The organism is Burkholderia sp. AW33-5, assembly GCF_053427615.1.
Window position 1 is genome coordinate 596,714 of the sequence record NZ_JBSAXA010000001.1, and the last position, 19,560, is coordinate 616,273.

The 19,560-nt window shown below is 69.2% G+C and carries 19 protein-coding genes; 9 read left to right on the top strand and 10 right to left on the bottom strand.

All coding sequences use genetic code 11. From position 1 onward, the window contains the following. The first annotated feature begins 73 nt into the window (after window positions 1–73). Window positions 74–544 carry a winged helix-turn-helix transcriptional regulator gene (locus ACV22V_RS02775; RefSeq protein ID WP_059532386.1) on the top strand — a complete coding sequence of 157 codons (471 nt, stop codon included), beginning with the start codon at window positions 74–76 and terminating at the stop codon, window positions 542–544. 4 nt (window positions 545–548) lie between these two features. Here ACV22V_RS02775 and ACV22V_RS02780 read toward each other — a convergent pair whose 3' ends face one another. Then, on the bottom strand, window positions 549–1,316 hold the full coding sequence (locus ACV22V_RS02780; protein WP_448012933.1) for a helix-turn-helix domain-containing protein: 768 nt from the start codon (window positions 1,314–1,316) through the stop codon (window positions 549–551). Between the two features lie 26 nt (window positions 1,317–1,342). Beyond that, the gene (locus ACV22V_RS02785; protein ID WP_059531564.1) at window positions 1,343–1,684 is read right to left on the bottom strand and encodes an FKBP-type peptidyl-prolyl cis-trans isomerase; all 342 of its coding nucleotides are present in this window, start codon (window positions 1,682–1,684) and stop codon (window positions 1,343–1,345) included. Window positions 1,685–2,266: 582 nt separating this feature from the next. Between ACV22V_RS02785 and ACV22V_RS02790 the strand changes: the two genes are divergently transcribed. Both ACV22V_RS02790 and ACV22V_RS02795 read left to right on the top strand, forming a co-directional pair. After that, the gene (locus ACV22V_RS02790; protein WP_059690183.1) at window positions 2,267–3,184 is read left to right on the top strand and encodes a metal-dependent hydrolase; all 918 of its coding nucleotides are present in this window, start codon (window positions 2,267–2,269) and stop codon (window positions 3,182–3,184) included. A 438-nt stretch (window positions 3,185–3,622) separates the two neighbouring features. Then, window positions 3,623–5,095, top strand: coding sequence for a sigma-54 dependent transcriptional regulator (locus ACV22V_RS02795; protein WP_059531561.1), 1,473 nt, complete (start codon window positions 3,623–3,625; stop codon window positions 5,093–5,095). A 978-nt stretch (window positions 5,096–6,073) separates the two neighbouring features. On the opposite strand, the gene ACV22V_RS02800 is transcribed toward ACV22V_RS02795, so the two are convergent. Further along, window positions 6,074–6,856 carry an ABC transporter substrate-binding protein gene (locus tag ACV22V_RS02800; protein ID WP_059689542.1) on the bottom strand — a complete coding sequence of 261 codons (783 nt, stop codon included), beginning with the start codon at window positions 6,854–6,856 and terminating at the stop codon, window positions 6,074–6,076. Between the two features lie 235 nt (window positions 6,857–7,091). On the opposite strand from ACV22V_RS02800, the gene ACV22V_RS02805 reads away from it, so the two are divergent. Both ACV22V_RS02805 and ACV22V_RS02810 read left to right on the top strand, forming a co-directional pair. Further along, the gene (locus ACV22V_RS02805; RefSeq protein ID WP_059531557.1) at window positions 7,092–7,511 is read left to right on the top strand and encodes an MbcA/ParS/Xre antitoxin family protein; all 420 of its coding nucleotides are present in this window, start codon (window positions 7,092–7,094) and stop codon (window positions 7,509–7,511) included. Window positions 7,512–7,513: 2 nt separating this feature from the next. After that, a complete protein-coding gene (locus ACV22V_RS02810) occupies window positions 7,514–8,212 on the top strand; it encodes an RES family NAD+ phosphorylase (RefSeq protein WP_059818752.1) in 699 nt (232 codons plus the stop codon). Window positions 8,213–8,302: 90 nt separating this feature from the next. Here ACV22V_RS02810 and ACV22V_RS02815 read toward each other — a convergent pair whose 3' ends face one another. Then, window positions 8,303–9,028, bottom strand: a complete 726-nt coding sequence (locus tag ACV22V_RS02815) for a metallophosphoesterase (protein ID WP_059531552.1) — start codon at window positions 9,026–9,028, stop codon at window positions 8,303–8,305. A gap of 136 nt (window positions 9,029–9,164) precedes the next feature. Between ACV22V_RS02815 and ACV22V_RS02820 the strand changes: the two genes are divergently transcribed. After that, window positions 9,165–9,818, top strand: coding sequence for a DUF1345 domain-containing protein (locus ACV22V_RS02820; RefSeq protein ID WP_059531549.1), 654 nt, complete (start codon window positions 9,165–9,167; stop codon window positions 9,816–9,818). Between the two features lie 54 nt (window positions 9,819–9,872). On the opposite strand, the gene ACV22V_RS02825 is transcribed toward ACV22V_RS02820, so the two are convergent. Continuing rightward, complete coding sequence (locus ACV22V_RS02825; protein WP_448012934.1) at window positions 9,873–10,583, bottom strand: class I SAM-dependent methyltransferase; 711 nt, start codon at window positions 10,581–10,583, stop codon at window positions 9,873–9,875. Window positions 10,584–10,885: 302 nt separating this feature from the next. Here ACV22V_RS02825 and ACV22V_RS02830 point away from each other — a divergent pair, with 302 nt between their 5' ends. After that, entirely contained in the window at window positions 10,886–12,535 is a 1,650-nt protein-coding gene (locus ACV22V_RS02830) for a DUF3459 domain-containing protein (RefSeq protein ID WP_448013015.1), read from the top strand. A 37-nt stretch (window positions 12,536–12,572) separates the two neighbouring features. On the opposite strand, the gene ACV22V_RS02835 is transcribed toward ACV22V_RS02830, so the two are convergent. The 5 genes from ACV22V_RS02835 to ACV22V_RS02855 form a co-directional block, all read right to left on the bottom strand. Next, window positions 12,573–13,157 (bottom strand): thiamine phosphate synthase, encoded by a 585-nt coding sequence (locus tag ACV22V_RS02835; protein WP_448012935.1) that lies wholly within the window; start codon window positions 13,155–13,157, stop codon window positions 12,573–12,575. Window positions 13,158–13,179: 22 nt separating this feature from the next. Continuing rightward, window positions 13,180–14,520 (bottom strand): hemolysin family protein, encoded by a 1,341-nt coding sequence (locus ACV22V_RS02840; protein ID WP_059689595.1) that lies wholly within the window; start codon window positions 14,518–14,520, stop codon window positions 13,180–13,182. Window positions 14,521–14,595: 75 nt separating this feature from the next. Next, the gene (locus tag ACV22V_RS02845) at window positions 14,596–15,375 is read right to left on the bottom strand and encodes a sensor histidine kinase (protein WP_059531540.1); all 780 of its coding nucleotides are present in this window, start codon (window positions 15,373–15,375) and stop codon (window positions 14,596–14,598) included. A 67-nt stretch (window positions 15,376–15,442) separates the two neighbouring features. Continuing rightward, complete coding sequence (locus ACV22V_RS02850) at window positions 15,443–16,366, bottom strand: DMT family transporter (RefSeq protein ID WP_448012936.1); 924 nt, start codon at window positions 16,364–16,366, stop codon at window positions 15,443–15,445. Between the two features lie 41 nt (window positions 16,367–16,407). Beyond that, a complete protein-coding gene (locus ACV22V_RS02855; protein WP_448012937.1) occupies window positions 16,408–17,265 on the bottom strand; it encodes a LysR family transcriptional regulator in 858 nt (285 codons plus the stop codon). Window positions 17,266–17,373: 108 nt separating this feature from the next. Here ACV22V_RS02855 and ACV22V_RS02860 point away from each other — a divergent pair, with 108 nt between their 5' ends. Both ACV22V_RS02860 and ACV22V_RS02865 read left to right on the top strand, forming a co-directional pair. Beyond that, window positions 17,374–17,757: a tautomerase family protein gene (locus ACV22V_RS02860; RefSeq protein ID WP_448012938.1), complete on the top strand. Its 384-nt coding sequence runs from the start codon at window positions 17,374–17,376 to the stop codon at window positions 17,755–17,757. Between the two features lie 139 nt (window positions 17,758–17,896). Further along, the gene (locus ACV22V_RS02865) at window positions 17,897–19,525 is read left to right on the top strand and encodes a CHAD domain-containing protein (protein WP_448012939.1); all 1,629 of its coding nucleotides are present in this window, start codon (window positions 17,897–17,899) and stop codon (window positions 19,523–19,525) included. Window positions 19,526–19,560: the final 35 nt, after the last annotated feature.

Genomic DNA, 19,560 nt, shown 5'->3' on the forward strand with positions numbered 1-19,560 from the left:
GACGGCGGGCGACGGGCCCGCGCACGGACGGCCGGCGGCCCGCGAAGGCGCCGGCGCGACAGCGGAGAGCAATATGGCCAGGCAGAAAAGTCTTGCGGATTCGCCGTGCCCGGTGGCACGGGCGACCGATATCGTCGGCGATCGCTGGGCGTTGCTGATCGTGCGCGACGCGTTCGACGGCGTGCGCCGGTTCGGCGATTTCCGTGCGAGCCTCGGCGTCGCGAGCAACATCCTGTCGGACCGGCTCAGGATGCTGGTGGACGCCGGCGTGTTCGAAGTCGTGCCCGCGTCGGACGGCAGCGCGTATCAGGAATACGCGTTGACGAAGAAGGGCGAGGGGTTGTTTCCGGTGATCGTGATGTTGCGGCAGTGGGGCGAGGCGAACCTGTTCGAGCGCGGCGAGCCGCATTCGGTGCTGGTCGAGCGCAAGACCGGCCGCGCGATCCGCAAGCTCGCGCTTCGGCACGACGACGGCCGGCCGCTGAAGGCGGCGGAGACGGTCGTGCGGAAAGTGGGCGACGAGGGGGGCGGGACGCGCGCGTGAGCGCTCAGTGCCGCTCGCCGCGCCAGCGCCCGGGCGCGACGCCGAAGCGCTTCGTGAAAGCGTGCGTGAAGGTGCTCTGGTCGGCGAAGCCGACCATGCCGGCGATGTCGACGAGCGGATGGCGGCCGTCCGCGAGCAGCACGACGGCGGCGTCGAGCCGCAGCCGCTGCAGGTAGCGATGCGGGGTTTCGCCGAACGCGTCGACGAACAGTTGATGAAAGCGGCGCATCCCGTAGCCGCAGTGCGCGGCGAGATCGGCGATGCGCAGCGGTTCCGCGAGCCGCGCGCGCAGCCAGCGGTCGATGCGCGCGAAATCCAGGCCCGCCGCGGGCGCGGCGAGGCCGGCATCGTCGAGCAGCGCGTCGCACAGTCGCGCGGCGGCCTGCCACTGGAAGCGATGCGCGCGCCGCGTGTCGCCGGCCGTCCCGTCGAGTTGCGCGGCCGCCGCCGCGACCTGCGCGACGAGCGACGTCAGCGCCGGGGCGATCGACACGGCACGCGCGCTGTCGAACAGCCGCCGCGGCACCGCGAGCGACGCGGCGGGCAAGTCGAGCACGAGCTGGCGATTGTCGCCGAGGCCCGCGTAATCGTGGCGCGCGCCGGCCGGAATCAGCCACGCCGCGTGCCGGTCGATGCGCTGGCCGACGCCATCCACCGCCATCACCATCGCGCCGTCGACGCCGATCACGATCTGGTGAAAGTCGTGCACGTCGGATGCTTCGCACGTGTCGTAACGGCGCAGCGCGATGGCGGGAGACGGGATGCGTTCCATCTGAAGGACGTCGGCCGGCGGCGTCGTCAGATGGCGAGCAGTTCGACTTCGAACACGAGCGTCGCGTTCGGGGGGATCACGCCGCCTGCGCCGCGCGGGCCGTAGCCGAGTTGCGGCGGGATCGTCAGGCGACGCACGCCGCCGACCTTCATGCCCTGCACGCCTTCGTCCCAGCCCTTGATGACCATGCCGCCGCCGAGCACGAACGCGAACGGGTCGTTGCGGTCCTTGCTCGAGTCGAATTTCTGACCGTCGGTCAGCCAGCCCGTGTAGTGGACGCTGACGGTCTGGCCGGCTTGCGCCTGTGCGCCGGTGCCTTCGGTCAGGTCTTCGATTTTGAGGCCCGATGCGGTCGTGGTGACGGACATGACTTCTCCTGAAAAGGGGGTGGGTAAAACCGCTATTGTAGGCGAGCGGGGAGGGGGCCGCCGTACGTGGCGAGCGCCCGTCCGCGTGCCGATCGCGGATTGGTCGCGGCGGTCTTCGCATAACCCGCCCGATACGCCAATGGAACGCGCGTTTGAATTTTTTGCGAACCGGAGCGACGGGGTTGCACCGCGCGAACGGGGCACGCGTATGAATCGGTGCCACCCGGCTGCTCGGCGTCACGTCGAGCGCCACCGCGCGATCCCGTGAAACGCCCGTCGCGCGGCGTTTTCGTGCCGATTTCGGCGCGTGCGCGCGCCGCCCGGCTGGCGGTCCCTTACCGGCATGCGCGTTCGAATCGCGGCACGCGCGAACGCCGCTCGAACGTCGCTTTTTCCGCGCTGCCGACCGTGCCCTGTTTGGAAGCGCGCGTCTACCGCGCGGCTTGCGCGCGGCGCCGGCCGGCGCCTATCTTTACAGTTATCGATGTCAAGATTTCGGCGTCGCGCGACGCGCTGCCCGGACCCGCGCCGACAAGGCCGCGACGGCTGCCGGGCCGCCCGAAAACCAGGAGAACGACGAACATGAAGTCAGCCGCTTCCGCCACCGCCGCCGAGGTGATGCCGGTGCGCCGCGACCTGCGCTTCGACCTGCCGGTCGAACGCGCGAAGGACTGGCATGGGCTCGGCCCGCACGTGACCCACTTCTTCAATGCGCTGTCGCTGCTGTTTCCGGCCGGCGAGCGCTTTTTCATGGATTCGGTGCGCAATTATCGCGACCGGATCGACGACCCGGTGCTCAAGCGGCAGGTGCTCGGCTTCATCGGCCAGGAGGCGATGCATACGCGCGAGCACGTCGAATACAACGAGCTGATGCAGGCCAACCGCCTGCCCGCGCGCAAGCTCGACAAGCGCGTGTGGACGGTGCTCGGCTTCGTGAAGCGCACGCTGCCGCATTCGGTGCAGCTCGCGCACACGGTCGCCGCCGAACACTACACGGCGATGCTGGCGGACTGGCTCCTGCGCGACCCGACGCGCCTGGACGGCTCGGTCGAAGGCTACCGGCAGATGTGGCTGTGGCATGCGCTCGAGGAAACCGAGCACAAGGCCGTGTCCTACGACGTGTGGAACGCCGTGATGAAACCGGGCCCGCGCCGCTACCTGATCCGCGTCGGCGTGTACCTGGTGACGACGCTGACGTTCTGGCCGACCGTGTTCCTGATGCACGTGACGCTGCTGTCGCGCGATCGCGACATCAGGCATCGCGTGCGCGGCATGCTGCGCATGATTGCATTCCTGTACGGGCCGCGCCGCGGGCTGTTTCCGCGCATCGCGGGTGAATGGCTGAGCTTTTTCCGGCCGGGCTTCCATCCGTGGGACCACGACAACCGCCACCACCTCGCGCGCGTCGACGCGCTCGTCGCCGCCTACGGCGAACACGACGGCGCGTCGGCCGGACGCGGCCGCGCCAACGCACTCGCGCCGCTCGCATCGGGGCGCTGACGCCGCCGCGCCACGCGGCACGTGTTGCGTTCGTGCATCAACCCCACTTCTTCCGACGATTGACTGGCGTCAAGCGGAAAACGGTTGCGCGAGCGGGCGCCGGTACGGCCGCCGCGGCCGCGCCGGCGCCTGCCGCCGGTCCGATTCCTCGTGCCCGGCGTCGCGTGGCGCACCGGCGCGCCCGCACCGGCGCGGCTTCGCGCGCCCGCTACCCGTACGGCCGTGGCTTCGCACCCGCCGCGCCACCGGGATATCACCCATCTAGCCGCGCGTCGGCGGCACCGATATACCGTTCATGAAAGGATCCGCCCGGCGCGCGATTATTGCCCGGGGGGATTTTATTCGGACGGAAATGCGGCCAATATGTCGGTTCGATCGAGGTCCTTCGGATGCGGCGGCGAGCCGGCGCACGATACCAACGCCAAGCGGGGAACAACGATGGTTGCAAGGTCACCCGACGCAAGCGGGACGACGGCGTCCGAGATGCCGCTCGTGTCCGTTACCGCTCCCGAGGCCGGACGCAAGCTGTTCGTGATCATGCGTTCGCCGGACGAGCCGTTGCTGGCGCAACTGCGCGAGCTCGGCTGGGACATCTCCGTCGCGAAGACGGCCGGCGCCGCGCAGAACATGACGTCCGGCGTGAACGTCGCCGCCGGGCTCGTCGATTTCTCGGGCTTCACGTCGCGCGACTATCCCGCGCTGAAGGCGTGCCTCAGCCAGCCGGCGATCGGCTGGATTTCCGTCGCGCAGGCCGGCATCACGATCGGCGTTGCCGTGCGCGAGCTGATCCGCAGCTACTGTTTCGATTACGTGACGCTGCCGTTGCCGTACGAATGGATTTCGCACGTGCTCGGCCACGCGCGCGGGATGGCCGCGCTCGATCGCGTCGACGGCGCGGCGTACGCGGCGTCGATCGGCGAGCACGGGATGATCGGCAACTGCGAAGCGATGCAGCAGCTGTTCAGCACGATCCGCAAGGTCGCGAAAACGGACGCGAGCGTGTTCATCTCCGGCGAGTCGGGCACCGGCAAGGAGCTGACGGCGCTCGCGATCCACGAGCGCTCGGCGCGCGGCAAGGGGCCGTTCGTCGCGATCAACTGCGGCGCGATTCCGCATCACCTGCTGCAGTCGGAACTGTTCGGGTACGAGCGCGGCGCATTCACCGGGGCGAACCAGCGGCGCGCGGGCCGGATCGAATCCGCGAACGGCGGCACGCTGTTTCTCGACGAAATCGGCGACATGCCGGTCGAAAGCCAGGCGAGCCTGCTGCGCTTCCTGCAGGAAGGGAAGATCGAGCGGCTCGGCGGCCAGGAATCGATTCCGGTCGACGTGCGGATCATCTCGGCGACGCACGTGGATCTCGACGGCGCGGTCGAAGCCGGACGCTTCCGCGCGGACCTCTATCACCGGCTCTGCGTGCTGCGCATTCACGAGCCGCCGCTGCGCGCGCGCGGCAAGGACATCGACATCCTCGCGCATTACGTGCTGCAGAAATACAAGGCCGACAGCGGCCGCAAGATCAGCGGCTTCACGTCGGCCGCGCTCGACGCGATGCGCCGCTACGAGTGGCCCGGCAACGTGCGCGAGCTGATCAACCGGGTGCGCCGCGCGATCGTGATGGCCGAGAGCCGGCTGCTGACGCCGCACGATCTCGGGCTCGATGTCCCGGGCGAAACGGAGCCCGTGACGCTCGAACAGGCGCGTTCGCTCGCCGAGCGCACCGCGATCGAAAACGCGTTGCTGCGAAACGATCACCGGATCAACAAGGCCGCCGCCGAACTCGGCATCTCGCGCGTCACGCTTTACCGGATGATGATCGAGCACGGGCTCAACGACCACGACAACAACGGCGACAACGGCGGAAAGGACGGCGCGCCGCCGGACGACGCCGACCATCAGCGAGTCGGCTGAACGGCGGCGGGAAGCGTCCGCGGTCGTCCCGTGCGCGGGCGGCCGGCGCCATGTAAAGCGCGTGAAACGTTTCCTGCCGGCGGCCGCCAAAATCGCCCCCGCAAACGCCCGCGGCGGCGTGCCGCCCGCGCCGGGAAAATTTTCCGGATCGTCCGCGCGCCTTGTCCGGCAAGGCGTCGCCGTCACACGGGCGCGCCCGCCTGCGCCCGCCATGTTTCAGTTTCGCAACGTCCTGCCTGTCCCGCCCGTTCCGGCCGCGGGCTTGTCCGACGAAAGCCTTGTGCGGCCGGCCCGGAACGAAGCTGGCCCGCTCCTTGCGAAGTTTGAGGTGCGAAAGTCGACGACGTGGCGTCCGGCCGGTTCGGCAGCGAACCATGCGAGGACCGGCAAGGACGCAGTCCGGGGGATGACCGGACGGACGGGCAGCACAGCCCTGCTCCGAACGGCATGGGCCGTCGTCGACGGATCGTCGGGGCGCCGGCATTGTCCGGTTGCCGGTACAAGCTACGGATCGAATACGGGGTAGAAAAATGACGAACGATCGCCACACGCCGCGGCCGGCAGGCCGCGATCGCAGTGATTCGACCCATCGCCGGTCGACCGCGCATCTTGCTGCCGGCCGGCATGCGTCGACAGGCCATCTCTCCGCGCCCGGTGCGAGGCGGATCCGGCTGATACCCGGTCATCCGCGCCGGGCCGGCGCTTTCTCGCTCGCCAACCCGATCCGCATGGGGATGTGCACGCGGGCACCGGTCCCCCGGCGCCCGATCTTCGCTTATTGACGACGTCGAGCGCCTGCGGTCGCCAGCGCAGGTGATCCGTTTGCAATGCGAATGACGTGCCGCGTCCGGATGCGCGATACGGACGACGAACCGGCGCGACGGCGAACGTCAGGGAGGCGTCGCCGTCCGGCGAGCAGGGGAGGGGCGGTCAGGCCGCGCGCGACGGGCATCGCACCCGTGCGCGCGCGGCACCGCTTCAGCCGCCGTAGATGTCGAAGTCGAAGTACTTCGACGCGAGCCGCTTGTACGTGCCGTCCTTGACCATGTCGAGGATCGCGCGATCGATCTTCGCCTTCAGGTCGGTGTCTTCCTTGCGCAGCCCGATGCCGGCGCCGATGCCGAGCACCTTCTCGTCGACGAGTTCGGGCCCGACGAACTGGTAGCCCGCGCCGCGCGGCGACTTCAGGAACCCGATCGCGGCCTGCACCTCGTCCTGCAATGCGGCATCGAGGCGGCCCGACGTCAGGTCCGCATATACGCCGTCCTGATTCTGGTACGACACGACGTTCGCACCCTGCTTCGCCCAGTAGGCCTTCGCATACGCTTCCTGCGTCGTGCCCTGTTCGACGCCGATCGACTTGCCCTTCAGCGATTCGGCCGTCGGCAGCAGCGGCGAGCCCTTCTTCACGACGAGCCGCGTCGGCTGGTTGTAGATCTTCGTCGTGAAGCCGATCTGTTCCGCGCGCTGCGGCGTGATCGACATCGACGACAGCACAGCGTCGAACTTCTTCGCCTTCAGCGCGGGAATCATCCCGTCGAAATCGTTCTCGAGCCACACGCACTTCGCCTTCAGCCGCGTGCAGATCTCGTTGCCGAGGTCGATGTCGAAGCCGACGAGCTTGCCGTCGGGCGCCTTCGATTCGAACGGCGCGTAGCTGGCGTCGGTGCCGAAGCGCAGCGTGGTCCAGTCCTTCGCGACGGCGGGGCCTGCCGATACCGCGAGCAGGGCGATCGAAACGGCGGCAATCAGTCTCTTCATGGTGGTTCCTTGGCGTGGTCTATCCGGTTCTGGGCGACACGGTTGCTGCGGGGACGCACCGCGTCCCCGGTGCGCCGTCCGCACGGTCATTAACGCAGAAAATAAAATCGCAGTCCAGAATGGACAAAAAATATCGATCCTTCGGACGGAATGCCGACGCGGTGGGGGGACGACCCTTGCAAAAATACGAAAATGGACTAATCTTGTTAGTAAATTCGTTTCGAGACTAACGATCATGTCACAGCCCGCCTTCGATCCGCATTCCGCCCCGCGGCAGGCCTCGGTCGCGCAGATGTCGGCGGCCGGTCTGCGCGCATTCTTCAACATCGCGCGCGACTGGGAGCTGACGATCGACGAACAGATCGTGCTGCTCGGGTCGCCCGGCCGCTCGACGTTCTTCAAGTGGAAGGCCGCGCCGGAATCGGCGCGCCTGCCGCGCGATACGCTCGAGCGGCTATCGCTGCTGCTCGGCATCTACAAGGCGCTGCAGATCCTGCTGCCGCAGCCGGCCGCGGCCGACACCTGGGTCAAGCGGCCCAACGACGCCGCGCCGTTTGGCGGCAAGCGCGCGCTCGACCGCATGCTCGCCGGCAACGTCGGCGACCTGGTGGCCGTGCGTCAATATCTCGACGCGATGCGGGGTGGCTGGGCGTGACGATGCCGATCGAAGCAGTCCAACACTGGCCCACGACCGTTGTCGACTGGGCACCTGCCTATCGCGTGATTCCCACCCGTTTTCCGGCCATCAACCTGTTCGACCGCGTCGCGTCCGCCGAGGATTTCGACGCGCTGTATGCGCTCGAATCGCTGACCAACGACCGCATCCGCAACGAAGTCGGCACGCTCGAACTCGTGCCGCCGGCCGAGCGCCGCTACGGCCAGGGCTGGGGGCCGATCATGGCCGCGTTCACGCACCTGAATCCGCAGGGCAGCCGCTTTTCCGACGGCAGCTACGGCGTGTTCTACTGCGGGCGGTCGCGCGATACGGCGATCGCCGAGACGCGCTATCACAGCGGGCTGTTCCTGGCCGCGACGAAGGAGGCGCCGATGCGCCAGCAGATGCGGCTGTACACGGTGTACGCGCAGGGCGACGTCGCCGACGTGCGCACGTGGCCGCAGCGCAGCCCGGGGCTGCTCGATCCGCTCGACTACAGCGCCGGGCAGGCGTTCGGCCGTGCAGTGCGCAGCGCGGGCGGCGCGGGGATCGTCTATCCGTCGGTGCGCGACCCGCGCGGCGAGTGTCTCGCGGCGTTCCGCACGACGGTGCTGCGCGACTGTCATCACGCGGCGTATCTCGAATACAACTGGAACGGTTCCGCGATCGATGCGGTGTTCGAATTGAACCAGGTCGGTTAGCTCGCACGGTGCTCGCGCACGCAAACGCGTGCGGGTGGGGCACGCCATGAACGCCGCGGGCCTCAGGTCCGTTATCGGCGTGAACAGGCCTCAAGGCAGCGGCAGGTCGCCCGCGTGACGTGCGCGCGCGTCGGCCTGGGTGAGCGACCACGTCTCGCCCGTGCGCGGCTCGACGATCGTCAGGCGTCCGGACGGTGCGAACGCGCCGGTGTCGATGAACCATTGCGCGCCGATGCGCTGCGGCGCGCGCACCGGCGTGTGGCCGGTGCAGGTCAGCGACAGGCCGGCCTGCCGGGCCGGGTCGGCGAGCCCCTGCACCAGGTCGCGCCCCCAGATCAGCCGCTCGCGCACGTCGGGCGAATAGCTGCCCGCGTCGAGTTCGGCGTCCGGGCCGAAGAATTCCGCATGCAGCACGTTGAAGCGCGCGGGGCCGTCGCCGATCACGCGCACGAGCGGCAGCGCGTCGACGCGTGCCGCGTGCGCGTGCAGCCGTTCCGGCGGAAGATCGGCGCCCCAGTCGCCGCCGATTCCGCGCCACGCGTCGGGCGACAGCTTGCCGCGCGACACGAGGCTCAGCACTTCTTCGTGATTGCCGCGCACCACGTGGCACCACGGGCGGTCGAGCAACTCGAGCGCGGTTTCGGAGGCGGGGCCGCGATCGACGAGATCGCCGACCGAAAACAGCCGGTCGCGAGCCGGGTCGAAGCCGATGTCGTGCAGCAGCGCGCGCAGCACATCCACGCAACCGTGCAGATCGCCGACGACGAAGTCGCGGCCGGCCGCGTTCGCGGGATGATGGCAGAGGACGGGAGTCATCCCGATATCTTAGGCGCTCACGCCCATCGCAACGTCATGCAGGAATGGCGATAATCGGGGCGGTACCGCCCGGCGCGGCGCAGCGGGTCGCTCGCACGCCGGCCGAATCCTTTCCATCCGCTTTCGGAATCGTACGATGACGCTTTATCCGCAGGTGTTACGCAATCGGCCGCGCATGGTCGCCGCCCTCGCCGCGGGCGTGCTGTGCGCGGTGCTGCTGCCGTTGCAGTTGAGGCCGACCGCGCGCGCGCTGATCGGCTGGGATTGCACGATCTGGCTGTATCTCGTGCTGATGTGGGTGCGCATGGTCACCGCGCATCATCATCAGGTGCGCGAGATCGCGATCCGCGAGGACGAGAACGCGACGACCGTGCTGACGGTCATCTGCATCGCGACGGTCGCGAGCGTCGCCGCGATCGCGATCGAACTCGCCACCGCAAAGAACGTCGGCTTTCGTGCCGGGCTCGGCCATTACGCGGTCACGGGCGCGACGCTGTTCGGCGCATGGTTCCTGATTCCGACGATCTTCACGCTGCACTATGCGCGGCTCTATTACGGCTCGCCGAGCAGCGATCGCGCACTGCGGTTCCCCGACCGCAACCCCGAGCCCGATTACTGGGATTTCCTCTATTTCGCGTTTACGCTCGCGGTCGCGTCGCAGACGGCCGACGTGTCGCTCGCGAACCGCTCCGCTCGGCGCGCGGTGCTCGCGCAGTCGATCTTGTCGTTCTACTTCAACATGGCCGTGCTCGGGCTGTCGATCAACGTCGCGGCAGGGTTGTTGAGCTGACGCGGGTGACCCGAGCGGCTCGTGGAGACCGCCGCTTCACGGCGTTGCGCGTTGTCACGCGCCGCGCCGCACCGCGATCCACGCCCCCCAGAACAGGCTCGAGAAAAAACGCAGCGGCGCATCGAAGCCCGCATCGTGCAGCAACGTGAACACGGCTTCTTCGGCAACCGGCGGGTCGGCGCCCTGCAGGATTTTCGCAAGCTGCGCACGCACGGCGTCGGGCGATGCGCCCTTCATCCGCCAGCGCTGCTGCCACGCGTCGAGCAGGCGAGGGTGGTCCGCGTAGCGGCGATAGTTGCCCGCGATCACGAGCGGCGCGCCGGGCTTCAGGCGGCGCGCGATCGCGTCCAGCAGCGCGGCCTTCGCCGCGTCGCCGGGGACGTGATGCAGCACGCCGATCAACGTCGCGCCGTCGAAGGCGGGCGCATCGGGCAGCGCGTCGACGCCGGCCTCGACGAATTGCGTGCGGGCGGCGAAACCCGCCGCTTCGACGTTGGCACGCGCGAGCGCGAGCATCGGCGCGGACGGATCGACGGCCGTGAACTGCCAGCCGGGTTCCAGCGCCGCGGGTACGCAGATTTCCTGCCCGGTGCCGCCCGCACCCACGATGAGGAGCCGCGCCTCCGGCACGCCGATCGCCGATGCGAGCATGCACGCGGCGAGCTCGTGGCACGCGTCGTAGCCGGCGAGCGCGATGCGGGATTGTTCGGCGTATTCGTGCGCGCGTGCCGGATCGAACTTCGCGGCGCTGGCGGGGAGCGACATGGCGGATTCCTCGGGTTCGGGCGCGGACGGGGTGCCCACGCGCATCGCACGGAGCGTAAGCGCGGGCCAGCCGCGCAACAAGGCGAGCGGACATTCCGGTATGCGGACTACCCGATTCGGCGCGCGATACGCGCAAACGTTGGCGGGGTCGATTCGCATTTAAAAATGTGAGGATTCGATGCATCGCGGCCGTGAAACCGGCGCATACTTTTCTCCCCCTCTGCCTGGCCGTCGCATGCCGGGCCACGATGCGCCGCGCCGACCGCGCGGCCATGCCGCTCGGCACGCACGAGGAGCGCATGATGTCAGATTGTCCGCACGATCCGTATGCGCAGCACTACATTCACTGCCTGCCGTCCGGCGCGCAGCCCTGCGGCGCGCTCGGCACGTCGCCGCGCACGCATTTCCGCGTGTGGGCGCCGGGCAGCACGCATGTCCAGCTCGAACTCGATACCGGATTGGGGCCGACGCTCGTCCCGATGACGGCGGCCGGCCCGCACTGGTTCGAAGCGTTCGTCGAATGCGGTGCGGGCGCGCGTTACCGTTATCGGCTCGACGACGTCACGTCGATTCCCGACCCCGCATCGCGTTCGCAACCCGACGGGCTCAACGGCCCGAGCGAGGTCGTCGATCCGCGCGCGTTCACGTGGCGCAACACGTTCTGGCGCGGACGTGCGTGGGAAGACATTGCGCTGTACGCAATTCGTCCGCACGCGGTGGGCGGCTTCGACGGCGTGCGCCGCCGGTTGCCTCAGCTTGCCCGTCTCGGCGTGACCGCGCTGGAGTTGCTCGCGTCGCCGCACGACAGCCTGCCGTTCGCGCCGCTCGCGTCGGAGGGCGGCCCCGACGGACTGAAGGCGCTGATCGACGATGCGCACGGCTACGGCCTCGCGGTGCTGCTGGAACTCGACTACGCGCGCTTCGGCAGCGGCACCGACGCGCTGCGTCATTACGCGGCGCCGTTCTTCCACACGCGCGACGATCCGCTGCAGGTGCCGCCGCTCGCGCTCGATCATCCGGAGGTGTGCGACTTCTTCTGCGACAACGCGCTGTACTGGATCGACGAATACCGTTGCGATGGCTTGCGGCTGCGCGAGGCCGACCGGATCGGCACGTCGTGGCTGCGCGAGATCGCCGACCGCGTGCGTGCGGCCGTGCCGGCCGACCGGATGATCCATCTCGTGCTCGGCAGCGAGCGTCATCCGGTGCATCTGGCCGACACGCATTTCGATGCACAGTGGAACGGTTGCGGAGAACGCGCGCTGCATCGGCTGACGGGGCGCGACGTGTCGGCACACGAAGGGATTTCGCCTCACCAGTCGATCCATACACTTGCGCGCGCGCTGACCGCGGCAGGCGCGGCATTCCAGCCGGCCACGGCGGGCGAGGGTCCATGCGCCGAAGGGTTGTCGCTCACGTCGCTGGTGCTGTCCGATGGCGCATGGCGCGAGAGCGAGCATGGCGATCATGAGCAGACGCCCGGCCTCGCGGCGCTTGCGCTGTCGCTGCTCACGCCGCAGATCCCGCTGATCTTCGACGAAACCGCGCGCGATATCGATCGTGCGCATTTCGTGCAGTCGGCGCTCGCGGTGCGCGCGAAGCTGATTGCGCCGCGGCTGACCGATTGCCGGCCGCAGGACGCGCATGCGCTGAAGGCGAGCGGTGACGGCGATGCCGATGCGCTGCTTGCATCATGGTGGCTCGCCGATGACGAGACGTTGACGATCGCATTGAACCTGTCGCCCGACGCGGTGCCGTTCGATGCGCCGAGCGGGCAGGTCGTGTTCGAGACGCCGGCACGCGCGCGCGACCGGGTCGATGAAGGGGAGTTGCCGCCGTATTCGCTCGTTGCGTGGCTGACGGGTGACGTCAACCGCTACGCGTTGACGCACGACGTGCGCCGGATCGACGACAGCGCACGGCGCGCAATGCGTCCCGTTCCGGGCGCATGATGTCCGGACTGCCGGGCGCTAGCGCGCCCGGCCGCACTTACCAGAAGCCGCGAATGCCCGCGACGCCGTATGCGCCGTGGCGGCGCGCGTCGTCGAGATCCGCGCGTGTCATGCCGCCGAGCGCATAGACCGGCATCGCGGCCTGCGCGGCCAATGCGGCGAATCGCGTCCAGCCGAGCGTCGGCGCGCCGGGATGGCTGAGCGTCGGCAACACGGGCGACAGCGTGACGAAATCCGCGCCCGCGCGCGCGGCCAGCACGAGATCGTCGGCCGCGTGGCATGCGGCCGACATGCGGCGCGCGGCCGGCAGCGGCCGTTGCGCGACGGCGCGCAGGGCGGCGCCGTCGAGGTGCCAGCCCGCGCCGTCGAGCTGCATCACGCCCGCCGCGTCGATCGGTCCGTTGAGCATCAGTTGCGCGCCGGCCGCGTCGCAGCGCGCGAGCGCATCGGCGGCCAGCCGCGCGAACGCGTCCGCATCGAACGACTTCACGCGCAATTGCACGAGCGTCTCGCCGCGCGCGAGCACGGCCGACAGCCTGTCGAGGAATGCGTGGCAATCGGCGGCCGACGCGGACGCCGGCTCCGGCGTGATCACGCAGCAGCGCGGCAGCGTGGGCGTCATCGCGTGCGGCGAGCGGCGGCCGTCATTCGTCGGCCTCCTTCGCGATCTTCGGATAGACACGCACCAGCACGATGCGCGGCCCGTTCATCTTCTTCACGACGACGTCGAAGCGATCGAACGACACGCGCTGCCCTTCGGTCGGCAAATCGCTGAGCGCCTGGATCACGAGGCCGCCGACCGATTCCGCGCGCCCTTCGTCGATGTCGATGCCGAGTGCCTGCTCGAGCGACACGACGGGCAGGCTGCCCTTGCCCATCAGCGTGCCGTCGTCGAGGCGGCTCCAGTCCGCATCGCCCTGGCGGAACTCGTCGTGGATCTGGCCGACCAGCGCGCCGAGCAGGTTGTCGAGCGTCAGGAAGCCGATCGGCTTCTCGCCCTTGTTGCCGACCAGCGCGAAGTGCGGCGCGCCCTTGCGGAAGCGGCGGAACAGCTCCAGCGCGGGCATGTCGGGCTTCACGTACTGCACCGGGCGCACGTAGTCGGACAGATCCTCGAGCGCCGCACCGGCATGACGCGCGAGCAGCAGGTCCTTCAGGTGGATCAGCCCGCTCACCTGTTCGCGCGACGCATCCTCGAACAGCGGATAGCGGCTGAAGCGGTGCCGCGCGACGATCTCCATGTTGTCGGGCAGCGGCAGGTCGCGGCGCAGGCCGATCATTTCATGTGCCGGCCGCATCAGGTCCGACACGGTCATCGACGAGAAATCGAGCGAATGCGCGAGGGTGTTCCATTCGTCGTTGGTGTACGTGCCGCGGGCCGGCTGGGCCGCGTTGCCCGCGCTGCGGCGGCTGCGCAGGATCAGCTTCAGTTCGTCGGTCGAGTAATGCGCGTCGCCGCCGTGGTCGGCCGACAGGCCCGCAAGCCTCAGCACCGCGTTCGCGCTGCTGTTGAGCACCCAGATCGCCGGATACATTGCCCAGTAGAACGCGTAGAGCGGCAGCGCGACCCACAGGCCGACCTTTTCGGACTGGCGGATCGCCATCGATTTCGGTGCGAGCTCGCCGACCACGATGTGCAGGAACGAGATCAGCGAAAACGCGAACACGAGCGAGATCAGGTGCACGATGCGTTCGGACTGCACGCCGATCAGGTCGAGCAGCGGGCCGATCAGTTCCGCGAACGCCGGCTCGCCGACCCAGCCGAGGCCGAGCGACGCGAGCGTGATGCCGAGCTGGCAGGCGGACAGATACGCGTCGAGCCGGCCGTGCACGACGGCGAGGATGCGGCCGCGCAGGCCGTGCTTGCGGGCAAGTGTCTTGACGCGCGTCGCGCGCAGTTTGACGAGGCCGAATTCGGCCGCGACGAAAAACCCGTTCAGGGCCACCAGGAACAACGCGCCGATGAGCGCGAAGATCTGTAACAAAGAATCGCTCCAGTCATGACAGGCCCATCAGTATAGGGCCGGAAAGGGAAATGTAATGATTCGGGCGCCGATCGATTACACCGGCGCCTCGCAGGGGACGGAGAGCGAGAGGGTGACGGCGGAGCCGTCGGCGAACGGGGTGTGGGTGAAGGTACCGCCGTGCGCGAGCGCGACACGCTGGCACAACGCGAGCGTCCAGGCGACGCGCTTCGCGTCGCGCGCGCGCAGCATCTCGCTGCGGGCGAACGGTTCGAATGCGTGCGGCAGCGCGGGATCGGCGAGGGCGTCGGCGCTCACGTCGCAGGTGACGTGCGCGACGCACAGCGCGCCGTCGCGCGTGCATGTGAAGGTCACGCGACTGCCGGCGGCGCTGGTTTCGACGGCCGTCGTCAGCATCGTCCAGAGCGCCTGCGCGATGCGTTCGCGATCGGCGCTCAGCGACGGTTCGCCGTCGGGCAGCGTCGCGTCGACGGTCACCTGCCGCGCGTCGGCGAGCGCGAAGCGCACCAGTGCGAGCGTGTCGTCGAGCAACGGGCGCAGCGCGAACGGCTGTACGGCGATCGCGAGCGTGCGCGTTGCCGCGCGCGGCGCGTCGAGCACGTCGTCGATCAGCGCGACCTGCTGGTCGATCCCCGCGCGGATGCCCGCGAGCGCGCGTTGCAGGTTCGGGTCGGCGCTGGCGAGCTGGCGCTCAAGCACGTACGCCCAGCTGTGCATCGCGTTCAGCGGGCTGCGCAGGTCGTGCGATGCGGTGGACAGCGCCTGGTCGCGCAGGAACAGCGCGGCCTCGGCGGCATAGTGCGCTGCGCGTTCGCGCAGGAGGTCGGCGGCGGGATCGACGGGATGGGGCGTCACGGAGCTGGCCTGTCGGAAGCGGTTGGCATGAAAAACACGCGAACCGCCATTATAGGGATCGCGCGTGTCACGCCGGCAGCGCGTCCTCGTCCTTTTTCCGGGCGTCGCCGTTCGGCAGCAACTGGCACGCGAGCAGGCCGGCCAGCATCAGCGCGCAGCCGACCAGCGCGCGCAGCGTCAGCGTCTCGCCGAGCGCGGCCCAGCCCGCGATGGCCGCGAACACGCCTTCCATGCTGAAGATCACGGCCGCGTGCGCGGGCGCCGCATCGCGCTGCGCGACGACCTGCAACGTATAGCCGACGCCGACCGACAGCAGCCCGCCGTACAGCAGCGTCGGCAGCGCGCTGCGCAGCATCGCGACGCTGACCGGCTCGATCACGAGGCCGACCGCGAGGCACAGCGCGCCGCACGCGACGAACTGCAGGAACGCGAGCACGAGCGGATCGTGCCGCTTCGCGAAATGGCCGACGGCCATCACGTGCGCGGCGATGATCACCGCGCCCACGAGTTGGAACCAGTCGCCGTAGAGCACCGAGAAATGCTCGTCGATGCTGAGGAAATACAGGCCGATCGCCGCGAGCAGCGCGCCGAACCACGTGCCGGCGCCGATCCGGTGGCGGACGAACACGCCCATCAGCGGCACGATCACGACGTACAGCGAGCTGATGAAGCCCGCGTTCGCGACCCGTGTGTACTGCAGGCCGAACTGCTGAAGCGAGATCGACACGGCGAGCAGCCCGCCGAGCGCGAGGCCCGGCGCGAGGAGCGCCGGTTCGCGCCGAATCGCCGCGAGCTGCGCGCGCGAGCCCGCGTTGAACGTCAGCAGCGGGATCAGAACAAGTGCGCCGAGCAGGAAGCGCAGCCCCGTAAACAGGAACGGCCCGATCACGTCGAGGCTCAGTCGTTGCGCGACGAACGCCGAGCCCCAGATCGCGGCGGCGGCGAGCATCAGCAGGTTGGCGCGGAGGTGCTTGCGGGCTTCGGGCTTCATCGGAATTCTTCGGAAGATTGCGAACGGCGAAACCGCTCAGTTTACGCCGAGATTGCAAGGCTGTCGGAAAACCTTCGGAGTGCGGCTGCCGCGCGGGCGTCGCGCACGCGCGAATACAGCACGACCTGCGAGTGCGGCAGCGGCGGCAAGCCGAATTTCGCGCCGACGTCGACCAGCGTGCGCGGCGCGACGCGCCGGGCCAGCGGACAGACCGCGAGCCCGGCCGCGGCGGCGGCCGTGACCGCCGCGACGCCGCCGCCCGTAAAGCGCTCGCGCCACGGGCGTCCGGCATGCTCGAGCGCGCGCAGCGCGGCGGCCCGCACGCCGCACGGCCCGGCCAGCACCGCGAGCGGCAGCGGCTCGCCGGCGCGCGGCGTCCAGTCGGGCGCGGCGAGCCACGCGAGCGGCTCGGTGAACAGCAGCGTGCCGTCGTCGCGCGGCGGATCCTCGCCCGGTTCGTGCCGCACGATCGCCGCGTCGAGCCGCCTTTCGTCGTATTGCGCGAGCAGGCTCGCCGACATTCCCAGATGCATTTCCAGCGACAGCCCGGGATCCTGCCGGTGCAGGCTCGTCAGCACGGCCGGCAGGTCGGGCACCGCAACGTGCTCGCTGACGCCGAGCGACAGGCGATGCGTGCCGGCCGAAATCGCGCCGAGCGCCTGGTCGTGCGCGTCGAGCAGCGCGCGGGCGGCCGGCAGGAAGTTTTCGCCGTCAGCGGCCAGCTTGACGACGCGCGGCGTGCGCGCGAGCAGCGGCCTGCCGAGGTGCGCTTCGAGCCGTTTCAGCTTCAGGCTGACGGCCGATTGCGTGGTGCCGAGCGCGTCGGCGGCGCGCGTGAAGCTCGCGAGATCGGCGACCAGCACGAACGCGCGCACCGCATCGAGGTCGAGGACTTTCATTTCAGATGAAAATGAATGAAATATGGATTGATGACTGTTCATTATAGTTCTACGCGCCTAATCTGGCGTGGCGTTTCCACTCTTCAACGTCACCGAAAGGAGCAGACCATGCCGTTCACCCGTATCGCAGTGCGCGAAGGCAAACCGGCCGCCTACCGCGCGGCGCTCGTCGACGGCGTGCATCGCGCGCTGATGCACACGTTCAACGTGCCCGAGGACGACATCTTCATGGTCGTGACCGAGCATTCGGCCGAGAACTTCGTGTTTGGCCGCCATTACCTCGACATCGAACGCAGCGACGATCTCGTGATGATCCAGATCACGGCGAACAACACGCGCACGCTCGAGCAGAAGCAGGCGCTGTACCGGTCCATCGCCGAAAACCTCGCGCGGCAGCCCGGCCTGCGGCCGCAGGACGTATTCATCAGTCTCGTCGAAGTGCTGAAGGAGGACTGGTCGTTCGGCAACGGCATCGCGCAATACGTCGTCTGATACGTCGTTTGACACGCGACAGGCGCGACAGGGCCAGATCGTTTCACGCGCGTTTTCGCGGCGTGTACTATGGAAGCTGCTTCACGGGCGACGCCGGTGCGAAGGATGCGCCGGCGATTCTTCATGTGCAGGAGCCTCCATGTCGCGTGTGCTGGAAATCGTGTTGTGCCTGTCGCTGGAAGGTTGGCCGGTCAAGACGGGAAGCCGCGCCCGTGGCGAGCAGCGCGACTTCGGTGCCGAACTCGTCCGGGCGTGGCGGATCTGTCCGCAGGTGCGGATGCGGCGCGGCCAGGAGCGCGTGACGATCGAGCCGTGCCAGGTCGAGGAGGCCGAACCGAACCCCGGCGAATGCTGGTGGACGTGGATCGAGTCGAACGCGCAGGGGCGGCGGGTCGTCGCGTCGCGCACGAAGGCATTCGCGCCCGGCGTCGTGGAGCGGGAGTTGTTCGATGCCGAGCATGCGGGCATCGTCGTGGCCGCGCCGGCGTCCGGGCCGATTGCCGATACGGAATCGGCGGAGGCCGCGGGCGACGGCGACCGCGTCGTGCCCGGCCACGTTGACGAAGCGGCGGTCGCCGCATCGTCGGCGCCGGCACCGCCGCGGCTCGTCAGCGAGCGGCGGCGCGGGCGCTGGGCGGACGACAGCGGCGTGGTGGTCGAGATGACGCTCGACGACGTCACGCTGCACGGCGGCACCGAACCGCCGCGCCGCCATGTCGAGCTGCGCCTCGCGGCGCCCGACTGGGAAACCGCCGCCGCACGCACGGCCGCGCTGCGCGCGCTGTTTGCCGCCGCGCGCGAGCTCAGCGGCGCATGGCCCGCGTTCGTGCAGCTGACCAGCGTGATCGATCGCGCGTGCGCGGGCGAGCCTGCCGTCGCCGGGCCGGTCAAGGCGCAACTCGTCGACCTCACCGGCATCCGCACGCAGCGGGCCGCGCTGTTCGCGCTGTCGGGCGACATCGCGGCGCAATGGCTCGGCAACGAGCGCGGCGTGCTCGACCGCGACGATCCCGAATTCGTGCACCAGATGCGCGTCGCGCTGCGGCGGCTGCGTACGCTGATGCGCTTCTTTCCGCGTTTCGCGGACGATCAATGGCAGAACACGTTCGGCGTCGACTTGCGCTGGCTTGCGGCCCTGCTCGGCTCGGTGCGCGACTGGGACGTGTTCTCGACCGAGAGCCTGCCCGCGCTGATCGCGGCCGACGGCGGCAGCGCCGACTGGGACGGCACGCTCGACGCCGCGCGCGTACAGGCGCTGGCCGCGCGCGTCGAACTGCGCCAGGCGCTGCATTCGGCGCGCTATGCGCGACTGACGCTCGGCTGGCTCGAGTGGCTGTGCGGGCTCGCGCTGCCGCCGACCGACGCGGACGACACACCGTCGCTGCGGCGGCATGCAACCAAGCGCGTGCGGCGGCTGTTCGGTCACCTGTATGCATCGCCGTCGCTCACGTCGCTCGACACGGCCGCGCGGCACCAGGTGCGGATCGACGCAAAGCGGCTGCGCTATGCGCTCGAATTCTTCGCGTCGCTGGCCTCGCGCCGCACGCGCAACGAGACGGTCAAGACGCTCGCGCGCGTGCAGAGCGTGCTCGGCGAGGCGAACGACACGATCGTCGCGCTGCATCATCTCGAGCAACTGGCGGCGCCCGCTTACCAGCTGGGTTTCGTGCGCGGCTACGGCGCCGCGCTCGAGCAACGCGCGGCGAGGGACGCCGAGACGCTGCTCGCGAGCCTGCGTCCGCCGAAGTTGGATGGCAAGCCGCGTTGAGCCTCGCGCGCTCACTATAATGGCCACCCGATTTC